9 protein-coding genes and 1 tRNA gene are annotated in these 20,954 nt (G+C 33.4%); 8 read left to right on the forward strand and 2 right to left on the reverse strand.

What is annotated here, in order from left to right; genetic code table 11:
* Nucleotides 1-671 precede the first annotated feature (671 nt).
* Both Q4Q35_RS18055 and hisS read left to right on the forward strand, forming a co-directional pair.
* Nucleotides 672-3,323, forward strand: a complete 2,652-nt coding sequence (locus Q4Q35_RS18055) for a T9SS type A sorting domain-containing protein (RefSeq protein WP_303279421.1) — start codon at nucleotides 672-674, stop codon at nucleotides 3,321-3,323.
* A gap of 543 nt (nucleotides 3,324-3,866) precedes the next feature.
* Nucleotides 3,867-5,237 (forward strand): histidine--tRNA ligase, encoded by a 1,371-nt coding sequence (gene hisS / locus Q4Q35_RS18060; protein ID WP_303279422.1) that lies wholly within the window; start codon nucleotides 3,867-3,869, stop codon nucleotides 5,235-5,237.
* A gap of 96 nt (nucleotides 5,238-5,333) precedes the next feature.
* Here hisS and Q4Q35_RS18065 read toward each other — a convergent pair whose 3' ends face one another.
* On the reverse strand, nucleotides 5,334-10,232 hold the full coding sequence (locus Q4Q35_RS18065; RefSeq protein WP_303279423.1) for a DUF8693 domain-containing protein: 4,899 nt from the start codon (nucleotides 10,230-10,232) through the stop codon (nucleotides 5,334-5,336).
* Nucleotides 10,233-10,585: 353 nt separating this feature from the next.
* Between Q4Q35_RS18065 and Q4Q35_RS18070 the strand changes: the two genes are divergently transcribed.
* The 6 genes from Q4Q35_RS18070 (at nucleotide 10,586) to Q4Q35_RS18095 (ending at nucleotide 15,157) form a co-directional block, all read left to right on the forward strand.
* A tRNA-Leu gene (locus Q4Q35_RS18070) sits at nucleotides 10,586-10,670 on the forward strand.
* 75 nt (nucleotides 10,671-10,745) lie between these two features.
* Complete coding sequence (locus Q4Q35_RS18075; protein WP_303279424.1) at nucleotides 10,746-11,645, forward strand: MerR family transcriptional regulator; 900 nt, start codon at nucleotides 10,746-10,748, stop codon at nucleotides 11,643-11,645.
* A 47-nt stretch (nucleotides 11,646-11,692) separates the two neighbouring features.
* Complete coding sequence (gene crtID, locus Q4Q35_RS18080; RefSeq protein WP_303279425.1) at nucleotides 11,693-13,165, forward strand: bifunctional phytoene desaturase/3,4-desaturase; 1,473 nt, start codon at nucleotides 11,693-11,695, stop codon at nucleotides 13,163-13,165.
* A 2-nt stretch (nucleotides 13,166-13,167) separates the two neighbouring features.
* Complete coding sequence (locus Q4Q35_RS18085; protein ID WP_303279426.1) at nucleotides 13,168-14,007, forward strand: phytoene/squalene synthase family protein; 840 nt, start codon at nucleotides 13,168-13,170, stop codon at nucleotides 14,005-14,007.
* 9 nt (nucleotides 14,008-14,016) lie between these two features.
* Complete coding sequence (locus tag Q4Q35_RS18090) at nucleotides 14,017-14,469, forward strand: sterol desaturase family protein (protein ID WP_303279427.1); 453 nt, start codon at nucleotides 14,017-14,019, stop codon at nucleotides 14,467-14,469.
* A gap of 1 nt (nucleotide 14,470) precedes the next feature.
* Nucleotides 14,471-15,157, forward strand: coding sequence for a lycopene cyclase domain-containing protein (locus Q4Q35_RS18095; protein WP_303279428.1), 687 nt, complete (start codon nucleotides 14,471-14,473; stop codon nucleotides 15,155-15,157).
* Between the two features lie 391 nt (nucleotides 15,158-15,548).
* Here the strand turns inward: Q4Q35_RS18095 and Q4Q35_RS18100 are convergent, their stop codons facing one another.
* Complete coding sequence (locus Q4Q35_RS18100; RefSeq protein WP_303279429.1) at nucleotides 15,549-20,738, reverse strand: DUF8202 domain-containing protein; 5,190 nt, start codon at nucleotides 20,736-20,738, stop codon at nucleotides 15,549-15,551.
* Nucleotides 20,739-20,954 lie beyond the last annotated feature (216 nt).

Genomic DNA, 20,954 nt, shown 5'->3' on the forward strand with positions numbered 1-20,954 from the left:
TCATTCCCGTGAAAACGGGAATCTAAATACAGAATTTCGGTTTTTGACCTTTTTAGGTCAAAATGAAACCAGCGAAATACCTCTATGTCCCGATAGCTATCGGGACTGCCTCGAGGATAGTTGGTTTCAAGAAATTCTTTATTTTAGTCGGTATTTTTTTTAATGTCATATTATATCTGACAGATTTTACTACAACCTTAATGCTTTACAGTGGTGTACACATCTTTGTTGAACAAGGTTTGGTGGCATTGTTGAAATAGAACATAATAGACCAACGGAAAAGCAAAAAAACGCTCAAAAGTATATGCTATTGGAAATCTGTTAAAGACACGCTCTAAATTTTCTTTTTTGATTTTTCCACATCCCAACACTGCACTCTTTTATCCCAGTTTTAGTACATGTCTGCACTTTTTATTTTGCAGTTGGATTAAATGGTTTTAATTCTTAAAAAATTAATTATTCAGAATTCAGGTAAAACGCTGAAGGTTTAATGCTCTCTATTCGCAACAGATAATGAACATTGTGAGCCTAAAACCAATTTAATGAAATCCCAAAAAACACATGGTTCTTCCCTATTTAAGCTTTACTCAGCACTTTTTTTTTGAGTGATGGTGGTTGTTTTAATTCTTTGTTGTGTGTAATAATATTTTTTAACAAAAAATACTTCAATTATGAAACAAAAAACCTTTTTTAGAGTATTGTATTTCCTGATGTTGGTACAGGTATGTATAACCGCAGAAGCTCAAAACGGTGACGATCCCGTCAACATACCCGATGTCAATTTTAAAAATGCATTGTTGAATTACAGTACTACGATAGATACAAATGATGATGACGAAATAAGTTATGCTGAAGCCGAAGCTTTTACAGGTACAATAAATGTAAATAATAAAGCTATTGCAGACCTTACCGGTATTGAAGCTTTTGTTAACATTACAACTCTATATTGTTATGATAATGCTTTAACCAGCCTGGATGTATCCAATAACACGGCTTTAACATATCTATCTTGTCGTTCTAATGCTTTAACCAGTCTGGATGTATCCAATAACACGGCTTTAACATCTCTACATTGTTATTCTAATGCTTTAACCAGTCTGGATGTATCCAACAATACCGCTTTAACAAATCTACGTTGTTATTCTAATGCTTTAACCAGTCTGGATGTATCCAACAATACCGCTTTAACATCTCTATATTGTTATTCTAATGATTTAACCAGTCTGGATGTATCCAACAATACGGCTTTAACATATCTACGTTGTGGTTTAAATGCTTTACCCAGTCTGGATGTATCCAACAATACCGCTTTAACATTTCTAAATTGTTATAGTAATAATTTAACCAGTCTGGATGTATCCAACAACACGGCTTTAACAAATCTACATTGTCAGAGTAATGCTTTACCCAGTCTGGATGTATCCAACAATATGGCTTTAACAGATCTACATTGTTATTCTAATAATTTAATCAGTCTGGATATATCCAACAATACGGGTTTAGAATTTCTAAATTGTAGTTTTAATGCTTTAACCAGTCTGGATGTATCCAACAATACCGCTTTAACATTTCTAAATTGTAGTTCTAATGATTTAACACACTTAAATGTTGCTAATGGTAATAATACAGATATTGATACAGATATCACAGGCTTTAGAGCCAGTGACAATCCCAATTTAACCTGTATACAGGTGGACGATGTAGCCTACAGTACCACCAATTGGGCTGATATTGATTCCACTGCCAGTTTTAGTGAGGTACCATGCCCTGTTTATATATCCGATGTCAATTTTAAAGATGCCTTATTAGAGAATACGGCTATAAACACCGATAGTGATACTGATGAAATAAGTTATGCAGAAGCAGAAGCTTTTACAGGCACAATAGATATAAATAATAAAGACATTGAAGACCTTACCGGTATTGAAGCCTTTGTTAATCTATCAGGTTTAGATTGTAGTTATAATACTTTAAACAGTCTGGATGTATCCAATAACACCGCTTTAACAACTTTAGATTGTAGCAACAATAATTTAATACACTTAAATATGGCGAATGGTAATAATACGGCTATTACTAGTTTTATAGCCACTAATAACCCTAATTTAACCTGTATACAAGTAGACGATGTAGCTCATAGTACCGCCAACTGGACTGATGATATAGATAACACTGCCAGTTTTAGTGAGGAATCATGCCTTGTTAATATACCCGATACCTATTTTAAAGATGCCTTATTAGAGGATACGGCTATAAATACTAATATCGATACTGAAATAAGTTATGCCGAAGCCTTAGCTTTTACAGGTACAATGAATGTAAGTGATAAAGGCATAGCAGACCTTACCGGTATTGAAGCTTTTGTTAACATTACATCTCTACGTTGTAGTTCTAATAATTTAACCAACCTGGATGTATCCGATAACATGGTTTTAGAATCTCTATATTGTGATGATAATGCTTTAACCAGCCTGGATGTATCCAACAACACGGCTTTAGAATCTCTAGGTTGTTATTCTAATGAATTAACCAGTCTGGATGTATCCAACAATACTGTTTTAAGAATTCTATATTGTGATACTAATGCTTTAACCAGTCTAGATGTATCCAACAATACGGATTTAGCAAATCTACGTTGTAATTCTAATGCTTTAACCAGTCTGGATGTGTCCAATAATACGGCTTTAACATATCTAGATTGTCGTTCTAATGCTTTAACCAGTCTGGATGTATCCAACAATACGGATTTAGAATCTCTATATTGTTATGCTAATGCTTTAACCAATCTGGATGTATCCAACAATATGGCTTTAACATATCTATCTTGTTATGCTAATGCTTTAACCAGTCTGGATGTATCCAACAATATGGCTTTAACATATCTATATTGCCACTCTAATGCTTTAACGCTCTTAAATGTTGCTAATGGTAATAATACTAACATAGCTAACACACACTTTAGAGCCGATGACAATCCCTATTTAACCTGTATACAAGTAGACGATGCAGCCTACAGTACCACCAATTGGATCAATATGGATAACACTGCCAGTTTTAATACCAATTGTAGTACTCTATCTATTAATGATGAAGTATTTAGTAACTCCATAAGTGTAAATAACCCGGTAACTAGTGTATTAACTATTAATAGTCCTGCTGGTTTTGAGATAAAAGAAGCGACACTTTATACTATTTTAGGTAAACAAGTATTAAGTACTACCAATACAACAGTAAATACCAGTACATTACCCTCTGGACTGTATCTTTTAAAAATTGAAAATACTCAAGGATTAACAGCTACTAAAAAAATTGTTAAGCAATGATACATTTAGGTTTTTATGTTTGTTTATAACAAAACATTGCTAGCTATAAAACTCAAACAGTCGCCATACTGTTTGGGTTATTTGTTCTAAAAGTATCGACAAAAACCATAGTGTTAAAGTCCTTTTTGTGGATTATCAATTTATGCTTTTAAGACAACTTCTTTTTATGGTGCTTTTTAAAACTGACGTTTAAAAAACCGTATTTCTTCATGGTTATTTTATTTAAACCCAATCCAAACTAATTGGCAACAGGACACATCTTTATTATAATTTAGGATGGAATCTATATTTATATAAGCCCATAAAAAGGGCATATGGTCATTTTTGTTGTCCCGATAACTATTAGGATGAGTGTCACAATTTGTTAACTGTTTAACTATTTTTTTAATTTAGATTCAATTTAAAAGATTTCCACGCTTTTTCTATTGAAAAAGCTCGCAATGACGTTTTCATTAATTATTTTTGTCATTCCTGCGTAGGCAGGAATCCACTTTAAAAAATTAAATAATCATTAAAAGATACCTGTTTTCGCAGGTAGTTAATATGGCTCAAAAACCAAGCATACCAAAAGGAACTAGAGATTTTAACCCAGAACAAGTAGCAAAGCGTCATTATATTTTTAATACTGTTCGAAGTGCTTTCGAAACATTTGGATTTCAACCTATTGAAACCCCTAGTTTTGAAAACTCAGGGACCTTAATGGGGAAATATGGCGAAGAAGGAGACCGTTTGATTTTTAAGATTTTGAATTCTGGGGATTATTTATCTAAAGCCAATAGCGAGGCTTATGAGGCTAAAGATTCTAATAAGTTAACTTCAAGTATATCAGAAAAAGCACTTCGCTATGATTTAACAGTGCCTTTTGCACGTTATGTGGTACAACACCAAAATGACATAGAATTCCCTTTTAAACGTTACCAAATACAACCTGTATGGAGAGCAGATAGGCCTCAAAAAGGACGTTTTAGAGAGTTTTATCAATGTGATGCCGATGTGGTTGGGAGTAAGTCACTTTGGCAAGAGGTTGAATTTATTCAGTTATACGATACTGTTTTTTCGGCGTTAAAGTTGGAAGGCGTTACTATAAAGATCAATAATCGTAAAATACTTTCTGGAATCGCTGAAGTTATCGGGGCTTCTGATAAGTTAATAGATTTTACGGTAGCACTCGATAAATTGGATAAAATAGGCGAGGAGAAGGTAAAAGAAGAAATGCGAGGTAAAGGTATTTCGGAAACAGGTATTACAAAGCTACAACCTTTATTTACTTTGTCGGGTTCTTTTGAATCTCAAATAGATAGCTTAAAAAGTATTTTATCATCTTCAGAAGATGGAAAAAAAGGCATTGAAGAGCTATCCTTTATTAATAAAGCAATTTCAGAATTAGGATTATCAACAGCAACACTGCAACTGGATGTAACTCTTGCCCGTGGATTAAACTACTATACGGGAGCTATTTTTGAAGTATCGGCACCAGAAAATGTGCAGATGGGGTCTATTGGTGGCGGTGGTCGTTACGATGACTTAACCGGTATTTTTGGAATGAAAGATGTAAGTGGCGTGGGGATTAGCTTTGGTCTGGATAGAATTTATTTGGTTCTTGAAGAATTAGGTTTATTTCCGGAAACAGTGAATAAAAATATAGCCGTTCTTTTTATAAACTTTGGAGAGAAAGAAGCTTTGTTTAGTTTGAAAGCTATTAATGAATTGCGATTACAAGGCATAAATTCTGAATTGTACCCTGATGCTGCTAAAATGAAAAAACAAATGAACCATGCGAACAAACGCGCTATTCCATTTGTGGTTTTAATAGGTGATGAGGAAGTAAATTCAAACACATATACTCTAAAAAATATGGTTTCTGGAGAACAGCATAAAGTGTCTTTGGATGCATTAATTACTCTTGTAAAATAAAAAGGTCCTAAAAATTAATTTAGGACCCAAAGTATAGTTGAGTATAAAGTAGATTTGTATTTTAAGTGACTAACTCAAATAATTAACTCAACTCAACTACTTGATCAATATTTTTTTGGAAATCACCCCATATTCGGTTTTTATTCTCAAGATGTAATTTCCTGTTTTGATTTGACTGGCATTATATTCCAAGTGTTTTTCATTAGAATTTGTTTGAAATTTAAATAGCGATTGTCCAAGTATATTAAACATTTCGACAGACTTTATTAATTTAGAAACAGGATTATTGATAATGATGCTGTTTTTTTCATTAGAAAAATAAACTTCTATCGGACTATCATTAATATCGTTGACATCTAAAGTTTTTTGAGCTTTAGAGAATGTAATTTCAAAGCGGTTTAAATATTCACCTGCAGTTAAGTAGGTGTCATAATTGCCTTGCTTTAAGTTTTTATAGATATCTAATTCCTTATCATGCACATACAATTCTAAATTATCGGGTGTGTTTTCTAATGCATCAATTGTAATGCTATTAAACCCATCCTTGTTGGTATGAATACCTATTGGAATAACAGTTTGCTCATTAATGACGTTAATGCCTTGAATGGTAAATTTTTCATTATTAATTAGCCAGTACATATCGTCAACTTGGGTATCTATATTTTTTGAATCGTAACCCCAATCGTAATTAGCAGAGGCATTTTCATCAACAGTGACTAATAATTGTCTGTGGATTTCATTTACAGAGTTAAAACCAATTCTTAGCTTCATTCTGGTATCTCCCGTATTGGATTCATTACTAGAATTTGTTTTACTCTTTTTAGTATTAGACGATTTTACAAATAGTGAATTACTGCCATCTTCTGTTTGAAAAACACGTTGCCCGTTATTAAATTTAATAGTACCACCGGCTTCGGCAGCAACAAAGAATCCTTGAGCAACAGGAATATATCTGGCGGGTGTTTTGGTAGGAGTACCTCCGGTAGCTACATCTGGATGGTTGGTGCCTTTAGATGCTGCGGGGACACCTCCTGACAGCGAGTAGGTTGCATATCCTCCTTGATATTCGTTTAGAATATGAGAACCACCTCCCCAATGCTCCCAGAAATATAATGTACCTGTTGTAGAGCCTGTACCGTTTATGGTATCACCATTATCTAATATAAATTGAACCGCATCTATTGCAGATGGGTATGGATTACCAATTAAATATTCATTTCCTGTACTTATGGTAAGGTTTATATCTCCATTATTCGGTTTCCCTTTTAACACATAGTTTTGTGGTATACTGATACTACCAGTTCCCGGGCCTTTCATAGTAAAGCCTTCACCTACAAGTAGCGATCCGGTACTGCGCACATGTTGCCATTTGGAATATTCTCCTAACTGATTGCTAAACTTCCAAATCCAATAATCTGCAATTCCCACAGGAGAGGCTGTGCCATCATATCCAGAGGTTAAGAAAGTGACATTAGTAAATATATTTGGTAATTTATAGCTGTTGTTATTTGTAGAATTATTTGATAATCCTACGGGAGATGACCAATAATTATATGTATAAGTATCTGCAGTTCCCTGTTGGTCTTTTTCAAGTGTACCTGAACTAGTAGCATCAAGCATACTATCATAAGTTTGTACTAATTGAGAGTCACCTTCTAAATCTATATCACCATCTAATTTTAAATACCAGTCGTTGTATAACCCAGAATCTCCATTCACTTCTAATTCGCTTCCGCTATCTAGAATTAAGCCAATGGTAGATAGGTCTGTACTGATTTGCAAATCTCCTTTAATTTGAACTATGGCACAATCTGGTGTTGTACTACTAATATCCCATAGATTACCTTGCGCCCAATTGTTTGGGTCGCTCCAATTGCCGGTACATGACATTGTCGTAACGTAGGGTAGTGGTGCTGTTTGTTCGTCAATTATTTTAGTGTTATAAATTCTGGCTCCAGAGCCAACATCTATTGAGGCAGTTGTTAAATCGTCAATAACATTATCTTTATACGTGTCTAGCCTGTAATAACGCTGTAACGAAGACCAATTTAATGGTGTTATATTTGAAGTATCAACAAAATCTGTTATATCTAATGGTATAATAGTTCCTCTGGCTATACCTGCGTTGTTTTCAATTTCTTGGTGTACCATTTTTTTAAGTTCGTTTTCGGTTAAAGCCTTATCGAAAACTCTTACTTCATCTATATATCCGTGGAAATAACTATTGTCTGTGTCTGGTTGTCTGCCTATAGTAAAGCTGGAACTATCTGAGTCTAATGCACCCGTAATAGAGACGCTTTTACTAAGAGAACCATTAATATAAAGATTAAAAATACTATTTGAATCGCTGTAAGTTGCTGCAACATGTACCCATTGGTTTGTATTTAAAGCTACATCATTTGTTATAGCGTTACCATCTGCAAAGGCTGTAATGCTTTTATCGGTATTGAGGCGAATATAAAATTCGTCTTGCCCTACAATAACTTGTGCTCCTGTAGCAGTAGGATCAATTTTAATCCATGCCATTATAGAAGCTTCTCCCCAACCATCTATTACCGAGCTTTCGGCAGCATAGTCATTACGACCATCAAAATATAGTTGTAGTTTTTGATCTAAATCTCTTGGAGAGCCAAATACGGTGTCATCCGTATCAAATAAATCAACAATACCATCACCTTCAGCATCATTTGTATCATCAATTAAGCCATCATTATTTCCATCTAAACTTGCATATAAAGTATGTGAAATATCATAAGTTGATCCATCTGAAGTAAGATCAATATAGTCGGGCGTATTGTCATTATCAGTATCGGCTACATAATACTCCCAACCAGATCCGGTAGATCCTTGATTTGAATTACCATAGGCCGTAGCAAATGTAATACCATTAAAGAAATCATATGCGTCTAAAATACCATCAGGAAAATACTCTAAAGTACCATCAGAATTAATATCGGTTTCTCTAACTGCGTCTGTATCTGTTCCGTCACCTACGCCATCCCCGGTAACATCGCCATCACCGTTTTGATAGGTGGCACTACCAGAATTACTGGCTCCAGATTCATCTACATCAAAAATAGAATCATTATCGGAGTCTAAGTCTAAGTAATTAGGAATGCCATCCAGATCTGAATCTAGAGTACTATTCCCTTCACTTAAATCGTGCATTCCATTGTTGTTAGAATCTACCCAACTTCCACTATTGGTTAGTGTGGCATTTCCATCACTATAATTTCCTAAACCAGCTTCTACAACATCTGGAATACCATCATTGTCTGAATCTAAATCAAAGATATCTGCAACGCCATCACCATCGGTGTCGCACAATGTTTGTGATATTACAATATCGTCTATAGCTAAATCATTACCAGCACCTCCAATTTCGTTGTTAATAAAGTAAACATAAAACTCACTTACATTAAAAGTTAAGTTAGCCGTAAACTGATGCCAGCTTCCAGCAGGATCTCCATTAATTGAAGGAGGAATATCTCCTGTGGTTATTGAGGTTAAAAGATTATTGTTTACATCTCTAAATTCTACTAATATGTCTGGCCTTAGCCTAGTTGCTATGCCTGGTGCTGTTGTTGTGTCTAAATTTAATACCCAAAAACTGTAAGTAATAGGTATGTTTGGTAACGATCCTATAATAGTTGCTGTATAAAAAATTCCGGGATCGTAAGAGGCATTAAACATGGCCATTCTTCCATTAGTGTCTCCAGAAGTATGATCTTCGCCAGTATACCAATAATTATCTGCCCAACTTGCTACTTCTGCATTAGGGGTATCGTCTATTCCATCACCATCACCAGCTTTATAATATACAACGTATTCACCATCACTTAAATCATCATTACCTAAACTCGGGCATGCAGTTGTACTACTACCATTAGTTCCGTCTTCATAACAATAAGTGGTTGTAGCATCGTAAGTTGTATTAATTGTAGTTCTGTTACCCTCTCCAAACGTTTCATTTAAAAATTTATAATTTGTTGTTCTGGATATTGAAGATCCACTACAAGACAGTTCTTCTTCCGAATCAAGTATACCATCATTATCATCATCAATATCTATATTATCAAGTATGCCGTCCCCGTCACTATCGAAAAAATTCTGTTCAGAACGTGCATCTATATCAAATTGATATGAAGCTTCGTCAGAATCATTATTAGTAATAGTTACAGTACAAGTTTTTGTTCCTAAAGTGGGCGGGTTAAATTGAATTGTAAATGTAGTAGTACCGGTAGACGGTAGTACAGGAGATGAATAAAAGGGTGCTATAATTGAAAAATCTGTAGTGTTAGATAGCGCAATATTTGAAATAGTTAGATTGCTGCCTCCTTTATTGTAAATGGTATAGGTTCTTGTTACTACAGTACCAGCATTTGAAGTGCCATAAGAGGTATGATCTGAATTTGTTGGGGTTACATCGCCATTTGAGATGGATAGGCTATTACCTGTAATATCTATTTCGGGCTCAGAAACTTTTATTAAAACATCGTCAAAATAACTATACTCACCATTGGCATTTGCAGTACTACTGAATCTGAATTGAGCATTAGAAACAAGTCCGCTACTTATAGTTTGATAAAAAGTATAGATATAGTTGTTTGAATCAAAGTCTGTTCCTAATACATAGGTTTTAATTGTAGACCAGCTCGACCCGTTAAAATACTGTAAAGAGAAACCTTCACCTGTATCGATACCACGGCCTATAAATGAAAATGAAAAATCTATAGAGCTATATGCAGAAAGATTTAAAGTAGGAGAAGTTGTATAGTTTTGAGATGTGTCGTTGTCTTTTGAGTAAATAGATCGAGACCCATTACTAGCATATATAGCACTAGTATTTAAGCCTGAGTCTAAGCCACCATCAGTCCAACCTTGTAAACCGCTTTCAAAATCATACGAAGCAATAGTTTGCGATATCGCATTAAAAGAGATGTGTAAACTAAACACAAGTATCATTAACGAATATCTACGGGCAATATCTTTCATAAGTAGGTTATTTAGTTTGGGGCTAAATAGTTATTTTTTTAATGTTTTGGTAAACGAATTACCTTGCAAATATACATTTTTATTTTAAAAAATACGACGAAGTGTTTAAAAATGTCGACGAAATAACTTTTTGAATAAAAAAGCACTAAATTTTTTTAAAAAATTTGGATGGAGAGTTCATTTAAATTTAAGCTTCACAATTTACTTTTTCATCCTGTTAATACTAGTTGTAAAAACTAATTGAATATAAAATAATGCTGTTACTAAGGTATTAGGTTAAAACTCTGGTTAGATCTCAAAAAAGTTAAACAATAAAGCTTATTTTTTTTGTACTTTTGCATCCACTTTTAAATGCGCACGTGGCGGAATTGGTAGACGCGCTGGCTTGAGGGGCCAGTATCCGTTTAGGATGTGGAAGTTCGAATCTTCTCGTGCGCACATTTAATTTTCACTTACTTTTTTCTGATGCTAAAATTATTTTGATTAAGTTTGTTTAATTATTTGTTGTAATAGATGAACAATATTCAGGTTAATTTTAGCATAAAGGATTTAGAAAATCTAACTGGTATTAAAGCCCATACCATTAGAATATGGGAAAAACGCTATAATTTACTACAACCAAATAGAACAGATACGAACATTAGAACTTATAGTTTAAGTAGTTTACAAAAGCTTTTAAATATATCTTACCTAAATAGTAACGGATTTAAAATATCTAAAATCGCGAATTTAAAAGAGGAAGAAATTCCTGTTAAAGTTCGAGAAATTGCCTCTAGGACAAAAATAGAAGATCATGCCATTAACGCATTAAAAATGGCCATGTTGAATTTTGATCAAGTACTTTTTTATAACACTTATAATAACCTAATAGAAAATAAAACGTTTAGTGAGATTTTCTATACTATTTTCCTTCCTTTATTAAATGAAATAGGTTTGCTATGGCAGACCAATACAATTACCCCTGCCCATGAGCATTTTCTTTCGGTTCATATAAAACAAAAAATATTATTAAATATTGAAAAATTACAAAGTTTAGAGCCGAAACCAGAAGCCAAAACATTTGTACTTTTTTTACCAGAAAAAGAAATACATGATATTGGCTTATTGTTTATTAATTACGAGTTGATAAGCAAGGGGTACCATACCATATTTTTAGGTGAAAGTATACCCATGGAAAGCTTAACTGACTTACTCAATTTTTATGAAGATATTACGTTTGTATCTTATTTTACAGTAAGTCCGGAAGAACAGGAAATACCGCTCTATATTAATAAGTTCGATAATCTTTTATTACAAAAACCTAATACTAACTTCTTTCTTTTAGGACAAAAAATGGCCTCTATAACCAATACAAAGTTGCCAAGAAAAGTCCGTGTTTTTAATTCTATAGAAGGCTTAGTTAAAGAATTATAAAAAAACTTTTGTTTTGTTTAATTTTTTGTTATATTTATTAAACAAAAATGAAAACATCTATTTCTATAATTGGCTCAGGTTTCTCTTCTTTAGCAGCGTCATGTTATTTGGCACAGGCAGGTTATGAGGTTACTGTTTTTGAAAAGAATAAAACAATAGGAGGACGAGCCCGTCAATTGATTAAAAATGGATTTACATTTGATATGGGGCCTACCTGGTATTGGATGCCCGATGTTTTTGAACGCTTTTTTAATGATTTTGATAAATCGCCTTCTAATTATTATAAATTGGAAAAGCTAAACCCTGCTTATAGTGTTTATTTTGGTAGAAACGATTTTATTACCATTGAAGATACCTTAGAAAAAATATATGCTACGTTCGAAAAAGAAGAACCCGGTAGCTCTAAAAAGCTTGAAACCTTTATTGATATTGCTAAAAGTAATTATGATGTAGCTATTAAGGACTTGGTTTATAACCCCGGGATTTCTGCTATGGAGTTAGTTACACCTGCCACAATTAAAAAAATAAACCAATTTTTTAGTACTATAAAGAAAGATGTTAGAAAAGAATTTAAGAATGAACGTTTGATAAAAATTCTAGAATTCCCCGTTTTGTTTTTGGGAGCAAAACCTAGTAATACCCCTTCTTTCTATAGTTTTATGAATTATGCCGATTTTGGCTTGGGTACATTTCATCCTAAAAAAGGAATGTACCAAGTAATATTGGCCATGGAGTCTTTAGCTAAGGAATTAGGCGTTACAATTAAAACCAACGAAAACGTAGAAAAAATAATGGTTGAAAATGGCAAAGCAACAGGTATTGTTTCTAACGGAATTATTTACAATTCTGATGTTGTACTAAGCGGAGCCGATTATCACCATTCTGAAAAACTTTTGGAGAAACCTTTTAGGCAATACTCTAATGATTATTGGAATAAAAAAACCTTTGCACCGTCCTCTCTACTTTTCTACGTAGGGTTCGATAAAACGTTAATAAACGTAAATCACCATACTCTTTTTTTCGATGTGGATTTTGATGTTCATGCAGCGTCTATTTACGATCACCCAAAATGGCCAAAGAACCCTTTGTTTTATGCGAGTTTTCCAAGTAAAACGGATGCTAGTTTAGCACCAAAAGGAAAGGAGGCAGGGATATTTCTTATTCCATTAGCTCCCGGGTTAGAGGATACTCCAGAGCTGAGAGCTATCTATTTTGAAAAAATAATATCTCGATTTGAGACTTTAACCTCCCAAAATGTTAAAAACCATATACTGTTTGAGGAATCTTTTTGTATTAATGATTTTATAAAAGATTATAATTCTTATAAAGGAAATGCATATGGTATGGCAAATACGCTATGGCAAACGGCTTTTTTAAGACCTAAATTGAAAAGTAAAAAAGTGAAAAACCTCTTTTTTACAGGACAATTAACAGTTCCTGGACCTGGAGTGCCACCTTCTCTGATTTCTGGGAAATTAGTAGCCGATTTAATATTAAAACATACTCTAAATAATTTGTAATTATGAAAGCACTTTTTGATACCGTTTCATATAATTGTAGTAAGATTGTAACCAAAGCATATAGTACGTCATTTACTTTGGCTACCAAGATGCTTTATAAATCAATTAGACAGGATATATATAATATCTATGGGTTTGTAAGGTTTGCAGATGAGATTGTTGATTCGTTTCATGACTATGATAAAAATATGCTTTTTAACAAATTCTCGAATGATTTAGAGTGTGCTTTAAAATATGAAATAAGTTTAAACCCAATTCTTAATTCGTTTCAACACACATTTCATAAATATGATATTGATAAAGACCTAATAGATGCTTTTATGGATAGTATGCGACTTGATTTATTTGAAGTAGAATACCATTCTCAAGAAGAATACAACGCATATATTTATGGATCTGCCGATGTGGTTGGTCTTATGTGTTTAAAAGTTTTTGTTAAAGGTGATGATGCTAAATATCAAGCTCTTAAAGAGGGGGCAATGTCGCTAGGATCGGCATTTCAGAAAGTGAATTTCTTAAGGGATTTAAAAGCAGATCATGATGTTTTAAAGAGAAGTTATTTCCCAAATACCGATTTAAATAATTTAGATGAAGTTTCAAAGCAAAACATCATTGATGATATCGAAAAAGACTTTAAAAAAGGTCTAAGAGGAATTAAAAGACTCCCAATAGAAGCTAAATTTGGTGTTTTTATGGCTTATAGGTATTACAGGCAGTTATTAAAAAAGCTAAAAAGAACACCCGCTTTGCAAATTAAAAATACTAGAATACGTGTTTCAAACCCTAAAAAAATAGCATTACTTATGCGTAGTTATGTAAAATATCAACTAAATTTAATATAAATTTAAGTCATGCAAATATTACTTTGGATTTTAATTTTTTTGTTTACCTATGCCTTTATGGAATTTATGGCTTGGTTTACACATAAGTATATTATGCACGGTTTTTTATGGAGTTTGCATAAAGACCACCATAAAAAAGATCACAATAGTTGGTTTGAGCGTAATGACGCATTTTTTGTTTTTTATGCTGTGGTAAGTATTGGTTTTTTTTTACTTTGGAAATTTACTAGCTTCTGGGCTGGATTACCTATCGGGTTGGGTATTTTTGCTTATGGAGTTTCTTATTTTATAGTACATGATATCTTTATTCACCAACGATTCAAACTATTTAAAAATGCTAACAATTGGTATGCTAAAGGTGTTAGGAGAGCTCACAAAATGCATCATAAGCATATAGGGAAAAAACACGGCGAGTGTTTTGGCATGTTAGTCGTACCTTTTAAGTATTTTAAAAAACAATAGGATGAAGTACCTATATCTATTATTAAATATAGGCTCGTTGGCTATACCATTTCTATTCAGTTTTCATCCCAAATTAAAATTTTACAAACTTTGGAAGCCTCTTTTTATTGGCACTATATTAACCATGGTTATTTTTATTCCGTGGGATGTTATCTTTACGAATCAAGGGATTTGGAAGTTCAATGATGATTATTTTTTAGGCATAACACTATTACAATTGCCAATGGAAGAATGGTTGTTTTTTATATGTATTCCTTATGCCTGTGTTTTTACTCATTATGCTTTATTGCATTATTTTCCACAGATGTCATTAGCAATACCCACGACAAAAATATTAAGTTATACCTTGATTTTTATTTTGGCTTTATTGTCTATTATAAACTACGATAAATGGTATACTCTAGTAAACTTTATACTAGCCGTAATATTAATTAGTATAGTAAGCACTAAAAACATAAAACTGCTTAGCGAATTTTATATCACATTTTTGATTATACTAATACCATTTTTTATTGTGAATGGTATTTTAACAGGTAGTTTTATAGATAGTGAAGTTGTATGGTATAATAATTCAGAAAATTTGAACATCCGCCTTTTTACAATCCCTGTTGAAGATATGGTATATGCTTTTTCAATGATATTGATGAATTTGTTTATAATGAAACAGGTTATAGCCGAGAAGACTTAATTTTTTTTCTACGTTTTAAGTATAATCTTAAAGTAACGTGATTTCGATTTAACGTTCCTATTTAAAAGTATAAAGGCTAATGCTTGTCTCCTCGAGCATTACTGAGTTACAAAATATATTTTGTAGTGAAAGTAGCAAGTGTAGCTTGTCGAGAGGTTAATATAAACTCATATATATTAAATCGAAATCACGTTAAAGTATTATACCCGAATTAAAATGACTAATAATGGTTAGAACTTTAAAAAAATAGTCCCAAAATACTATAAGAAGTATTTTGGGACTGCCTAATAGTGTTAGCAATTAGGTGTATGTATGAATACATACGGTGATTAATTAAAAAAAATCACTCAAGACTCTCAAACTTGAGGATATCCGGTTAAAAAATCTTTATTTATTTTATTATTACTTTTTTAGAAAGTATTCCATTTTCAGTTGTTGTTTTTACAATATATGCTCCGGGTTTTATATGTTCTGTATTATATTCAAGGTAGTTTTTACTGGTGTTTTCATTAAAGTTAAACACAGATTGACCAAGAATATTATAAACATGTATTGATTTTAAAGTTTTAAAACCTGGATTATGAATAATGATACTTTGTTTTTCATTAGAAAAATAAACCTGTAAGTTGGTTTCTTCTACATCATCAACTTCCAATAATGATTGCGAACTTTGGAAAGTAATTTCAAAACGATCTGTATTTGTATCAGTATTTAAATAGACTTCATAATTGTTTGCTTTTAAATCATGGTAAATATTTAATTCTTTATCGTGTAAATATATTTCTTTGTTACTGGCAATATTTTCTAAAGTGTCTATTTTTATTGTTGCTAACCCATCTTCATTTATTTTCAACCCTAATGGTAAGGTTTGGTCATTGTCAAAGTTATTGACAGCTTGAATTACAAATCCACAACCTAAGTGTGTCCAGAAGATATCTTCTTCATTATCTTCAATAAGTGGTGCATCATAGCCTACATCAAACCCTTTAGATGCGTTTTCATCGGTACCAACGAGTAATTGACGATGATAACCACCAGGAGAGTCAAACATTAATTTGATTTTTTGTCTAGTGTCTACTTTTTTATGAGTTGTAGCCGATTTTCCTTTTGTATTAGATTTTAAAAACAGCGACCCAGTATTAGATCCAGAAACTATTTCTTTTTGGAATACTCGATGGCTATTTCTAAATGTAATAGTACCCCCGTTAACAGGTAAAGCTATTCCGGGATCGTTAGGATCTCCAATTAAATCACTATCCAGTACGGCAGACACAAAAAATCCTTGACCCACAGGAATATATCTTTCAGGGAGTTTTGTTCCTACAGCATTAGACGTATTTATTCTTGTATCATTCGAAATAGCAACAGCGCCTCCCATTAATGTGTAGGTAGCATATCCGCCTTCGTATCCTGATAAATAATGTGTGTTATTAGCAAAATGATCCCAAAAATATAAAGCGCCATTAATAATATTTTCTGTTGTGCTTGAATAATTACCACCGTTGTTAACACTAATATGATCTAGAATAAAGGCATTAGCATCTATAGCAGATGGGTAAGGGTTTCCAATCAAATAGTCATTATCATCGTTTAATGTTAAGGTGATATCTCCGTTATTGGGTTGTCCCAGTAATTCATAGTTTTGATTTATAGTAAGTGTGCCAGGGCCTTTCATGGTAAATCCTTCACCCGGTAAAAGTGATCCGGTACTTCTAACATGTTGCCACTGAGAATAGTCATCTGTGGGTCTATTTGAATATTTCCATATCCAATAATCTGCAACAGCAACAGGTGAAGCCGTACCATCATACCCAGAAGTTAAGAAGTCAAGGCCATTGAATATATTGGGTAAAGTGTAACTTGCATTACTGGTAGGGGCAACAGGTGAAGACCAATAATTATATAAATAAGTATTAGCATTTCCTTGTTGATCTCTTTCTAAAGTACCAGTACTTGTTGCGTCAAAATCACTATCTGTCGTTTGAATTAATTGAGATTCACCTTCCAGATCTATAGTTCCGTCTAGTTTAAGATAATGAGAAACAGTTAACCCAAAACCAGTATTTGAAGCAGTATCGCCGTCAATTTGTAAATCACCACCACTATTCACAATTAAACCTAATACGGTTCTATTACCATTTCTGGAAGCGGGAATAAGAGCAGTATTAGAATTATCCATGGTTATGTTATGATCAATTTGAACAATATTATAATCAATAGTCTCTAAGGCATCTAAATAAGAATCAACTCCCGGTAAGTATTGTACATCACCATTTTCCCATGTCGTTGAGCTATCCCAAGCGCCATCCCCAGTTGTTTTATAAGGTAAAGGTGCTGTTTGATTATCCAAATCATTGTAATTAATCATGGAGGCATCATTACCACTATTAGATTCATCTTTAATGCTACCAAAAACTAAAGTGCTCATAGGGTAGTAAGCAATTAAGTTATTCCAGGGAATAGGTTCTATTTCATTTTTCGTAGTTGAAGTTGGTAAAACTACGCCATCAGCAAAACTGGAATTATTCTCAATTTCCTGATTCATAATATATCTAATCTGATCTGCAGAAAGTGCTACATTCCAAACACGTACTTCGTCAACACTACCTCTCATTTTTTGTTGCCTTTTAATATGGTGTGCAGCACCAATAAGGAAATGGGCGTCTGATGGTGTTTCCATTGGATCTAATGTATCATCACTATCTTCTAAATAACCATCAATATATAAACTTGTCATATTTGTACCAGAGTCATAAGTTGCGGCTATATGATGCCATTCATTTTCTGGAATTGTCGCCGAAGTTTGCATGACATTGTTAGAGCTGTCATTAGGGTCTCTCCACACCATTCTAAATTGACTGGATGTATTAATTCTAAAAGCATAACCATGCGTATAAGTTTCAGGGGGAGAACCTGCACCTTCGTGGAAATAATTTCTTTTAGAAACGATATCAAATTTATTTTCTCCTACATCACGTTTTACCCAGGCGCTAATAGTATAATCTGTGTTATCTAAATCATTTACGTCGCCTGCATCTAAATACGAATCGGTTGTTAAGTAATTATCAAAATGTGCAGAACGAGACCCTATGGCAATTTCTGGTGTAGAACCAAAAGTAACATACTTTGTCCCTTCAAAATAAAAGTCGACCTCTAATTCGGTGCCTACATCTTCCATAGTAGCCGATGTTACGTTGGTTGTAAACGAAGCATCGTCGGCAACGATCATAACATACTCTTCACCACTAACATTGGTAGCAGATACCATAGATTCTGGAATAGAAAGTTTTATAGTAGGTACAGAATCTGTAACGACCATTTTCCATTTTCTGATAATAGGGGTAACACTTACACTACTGGTTACTGCAGTTCCAGCTCCAAAATCTTTCGTAATATCTGTGGTTGCAGTTGTGGCGCCATTATCATGACCCCACATCAAAAAGGTTTTATCTGCGAAAAAAGAATTTGTATTTGTACTGTTGTTAGTAGCAATATCTTTAATCCCAATAGTAATATCATCTGTTGTATTAATAGATTTCGATTGTTTTTGGTTTAATTCTGTAACATCATCTTGACCTATACCAGTAACGTTATAATTGAAACCTGCATTATCCGATTGATCCCAAATAACTCTTCCATCAGAATCAACATAATCTTGCGATGTACCATTTGTGCCCAATGTGACTCCATATTTAATAGCTAAGTAAGACTCTATCTTGTCTCTTTCGGCATTTGTTATAGAACCATCATATATAATAACTTCAGCCATACCACCATCCCATCTTTTTGCTGTATTTGATGGATGACCACCTATGTTCGCAATTGGACTTGTTGGTGCATATGTATTTGTGGCATCTGTTCCAATTGAAGAACCATTAATAAAGAGTTCGGAATTACTACCTGAATATACATCATAATTTGTAATATAGGTTATTCCGTCTGCTACGGTTGTCGTTGATATTTCTCCAGTATTCGTACCATCATACATTCTTCCTCTAAAAGTAGGGGTAGCATCTTCATATTCTATAATAATATTATCACCACCGTTTAAATTTAATATTTGTTTTTGAACACCACTTTGTCCTTCAGCAACAGTAAATACGGTCATATCAGAATTAGTGGATATTGCAGAGGTTTGTAAAAGATCATCTCCATCAAAATCAATTACAGGATTAAAATTTAAAACGCCATCTGTATAGGTCGGTTTATTGGTTCCTGTAATTTGAGTAGCATCGTTGTTATTTATAGTATTGTCCAACCAATTTAATACAGGATCTGCATGTTCTGCACTATCACTAGCGAGTTCTTCCACACCAGAATCGGCTTTAAGCCATAACTCTAAATTTGAAGTAACACCACCTGGACCTTCGGTTTGGGTTGGTGTGGTGAAAAAATCAATTATTTGTATATTGTGAGACATTGTACTACTGCTTCTATGACACCAATGTGCCGCTTGGGTTATTGAATTTAAATAATAGTTTCTCCAACCTTTACCATATTCATTATCGCTACCAGAAGATATTGAAGTACCAATAATCATAGATTGATCTAAAGATGTTAGTCCAGCAGATGTAATATCAACGTTAGACTCATTATCGGCAGAACTTGTGTCTGTAAATCTGGTCACAGTTATTTCTGAATTTTCTAATACATGAACAAAGTGTTTACTTTTGTTGTTAGCAGCGGTACTTCTACCAGAATCATATGTCCAATCTACTGTTTGCGTATCTGCACCAGGAGCTATTATTGGCCATTGACTATCAACATACTCTTTAGGGCTTCCAGATGTTGCTGTTTGCGCTTTAGATTGTGTAAAAATAATAGCATTGCTCCAGCTACTAACAGATGTAGTTGATCCTGTTCCATCTGCGCCATCTTTAAGAGTAAGGGAACCAGTATTACTAATATTTCCTCCTGCAGTGGTATGATGAACAGTCCAATTGGATCCTGTAAATTCTACAATAGTTATATATACTCTAACATTATTTGAAGTACTTCCTTTTCTTATTTCTAAATTAGTAGTACTCGATAACCATGCAATAGCAGATCCAGAGTCAGATCCATCAGCCGAATTATCATTCATGATTCCCGTAATAAAAGGAATACATTTGTTCGCATCAACTACTCCAGATGCTGTAATGTCAGTGGCTACACCCGAAGTTGTTCCATTTAAATCAACAGCATATCTACCTCTAACAATAAATTCGTTTGCACCACCTGGAGCTCCAGTATATTCCCATATAGAGGTATTAAAACGCATATCGGAGTTTAGAGAACTACCTTCGCGATAATAAGTAAGAGTATTAATTCCTGTTAATACTCGTGCACCAGCCATATCATAACCTTCTAAATCACCATTGTTAGAATTTGATCTTCCTGCGTGAGTTTTTCGGTTATTTGTTGGTAAAGCAAATGCACTAGTGGTAGAAGAAACTGCTGTAAAACTAGTATTAGTACCACCAGTTTCATCAATATCATCTTGTATATGCTGCACATTGAAATCTTGAGCGATAACACTTGGACTAATACATATTAAAATCCACAAGAGGGCGTGCTTTGAAAGTAAAGTAATTCTTTCCATAAGTGGTTAGATTTTTAGTTGGGGACTAATTGTATTGTAGCAAACGTATGACAAAAATCCGTAAAACGCAAATAAAGACGACAAAATGCATATTATTTTACTTACTTTTAAGCGTGATTATTAATTAAAAACATTGTTAATATTCTGATAATAAGACTATTAGTTAATCAGTAGGAAATATTTTATTCTATTTAGGAAAAAGAAACAAATATTAAG

Source organism: Flavivirga aquimarina, assembly GCF_030540835.1.
GTDB lineage: Bacteria > Bacteroidota > Bacteroidia > Flavobacteriales > Flavobacteriaceae > Flavivirga > Flavivirga aquimarina.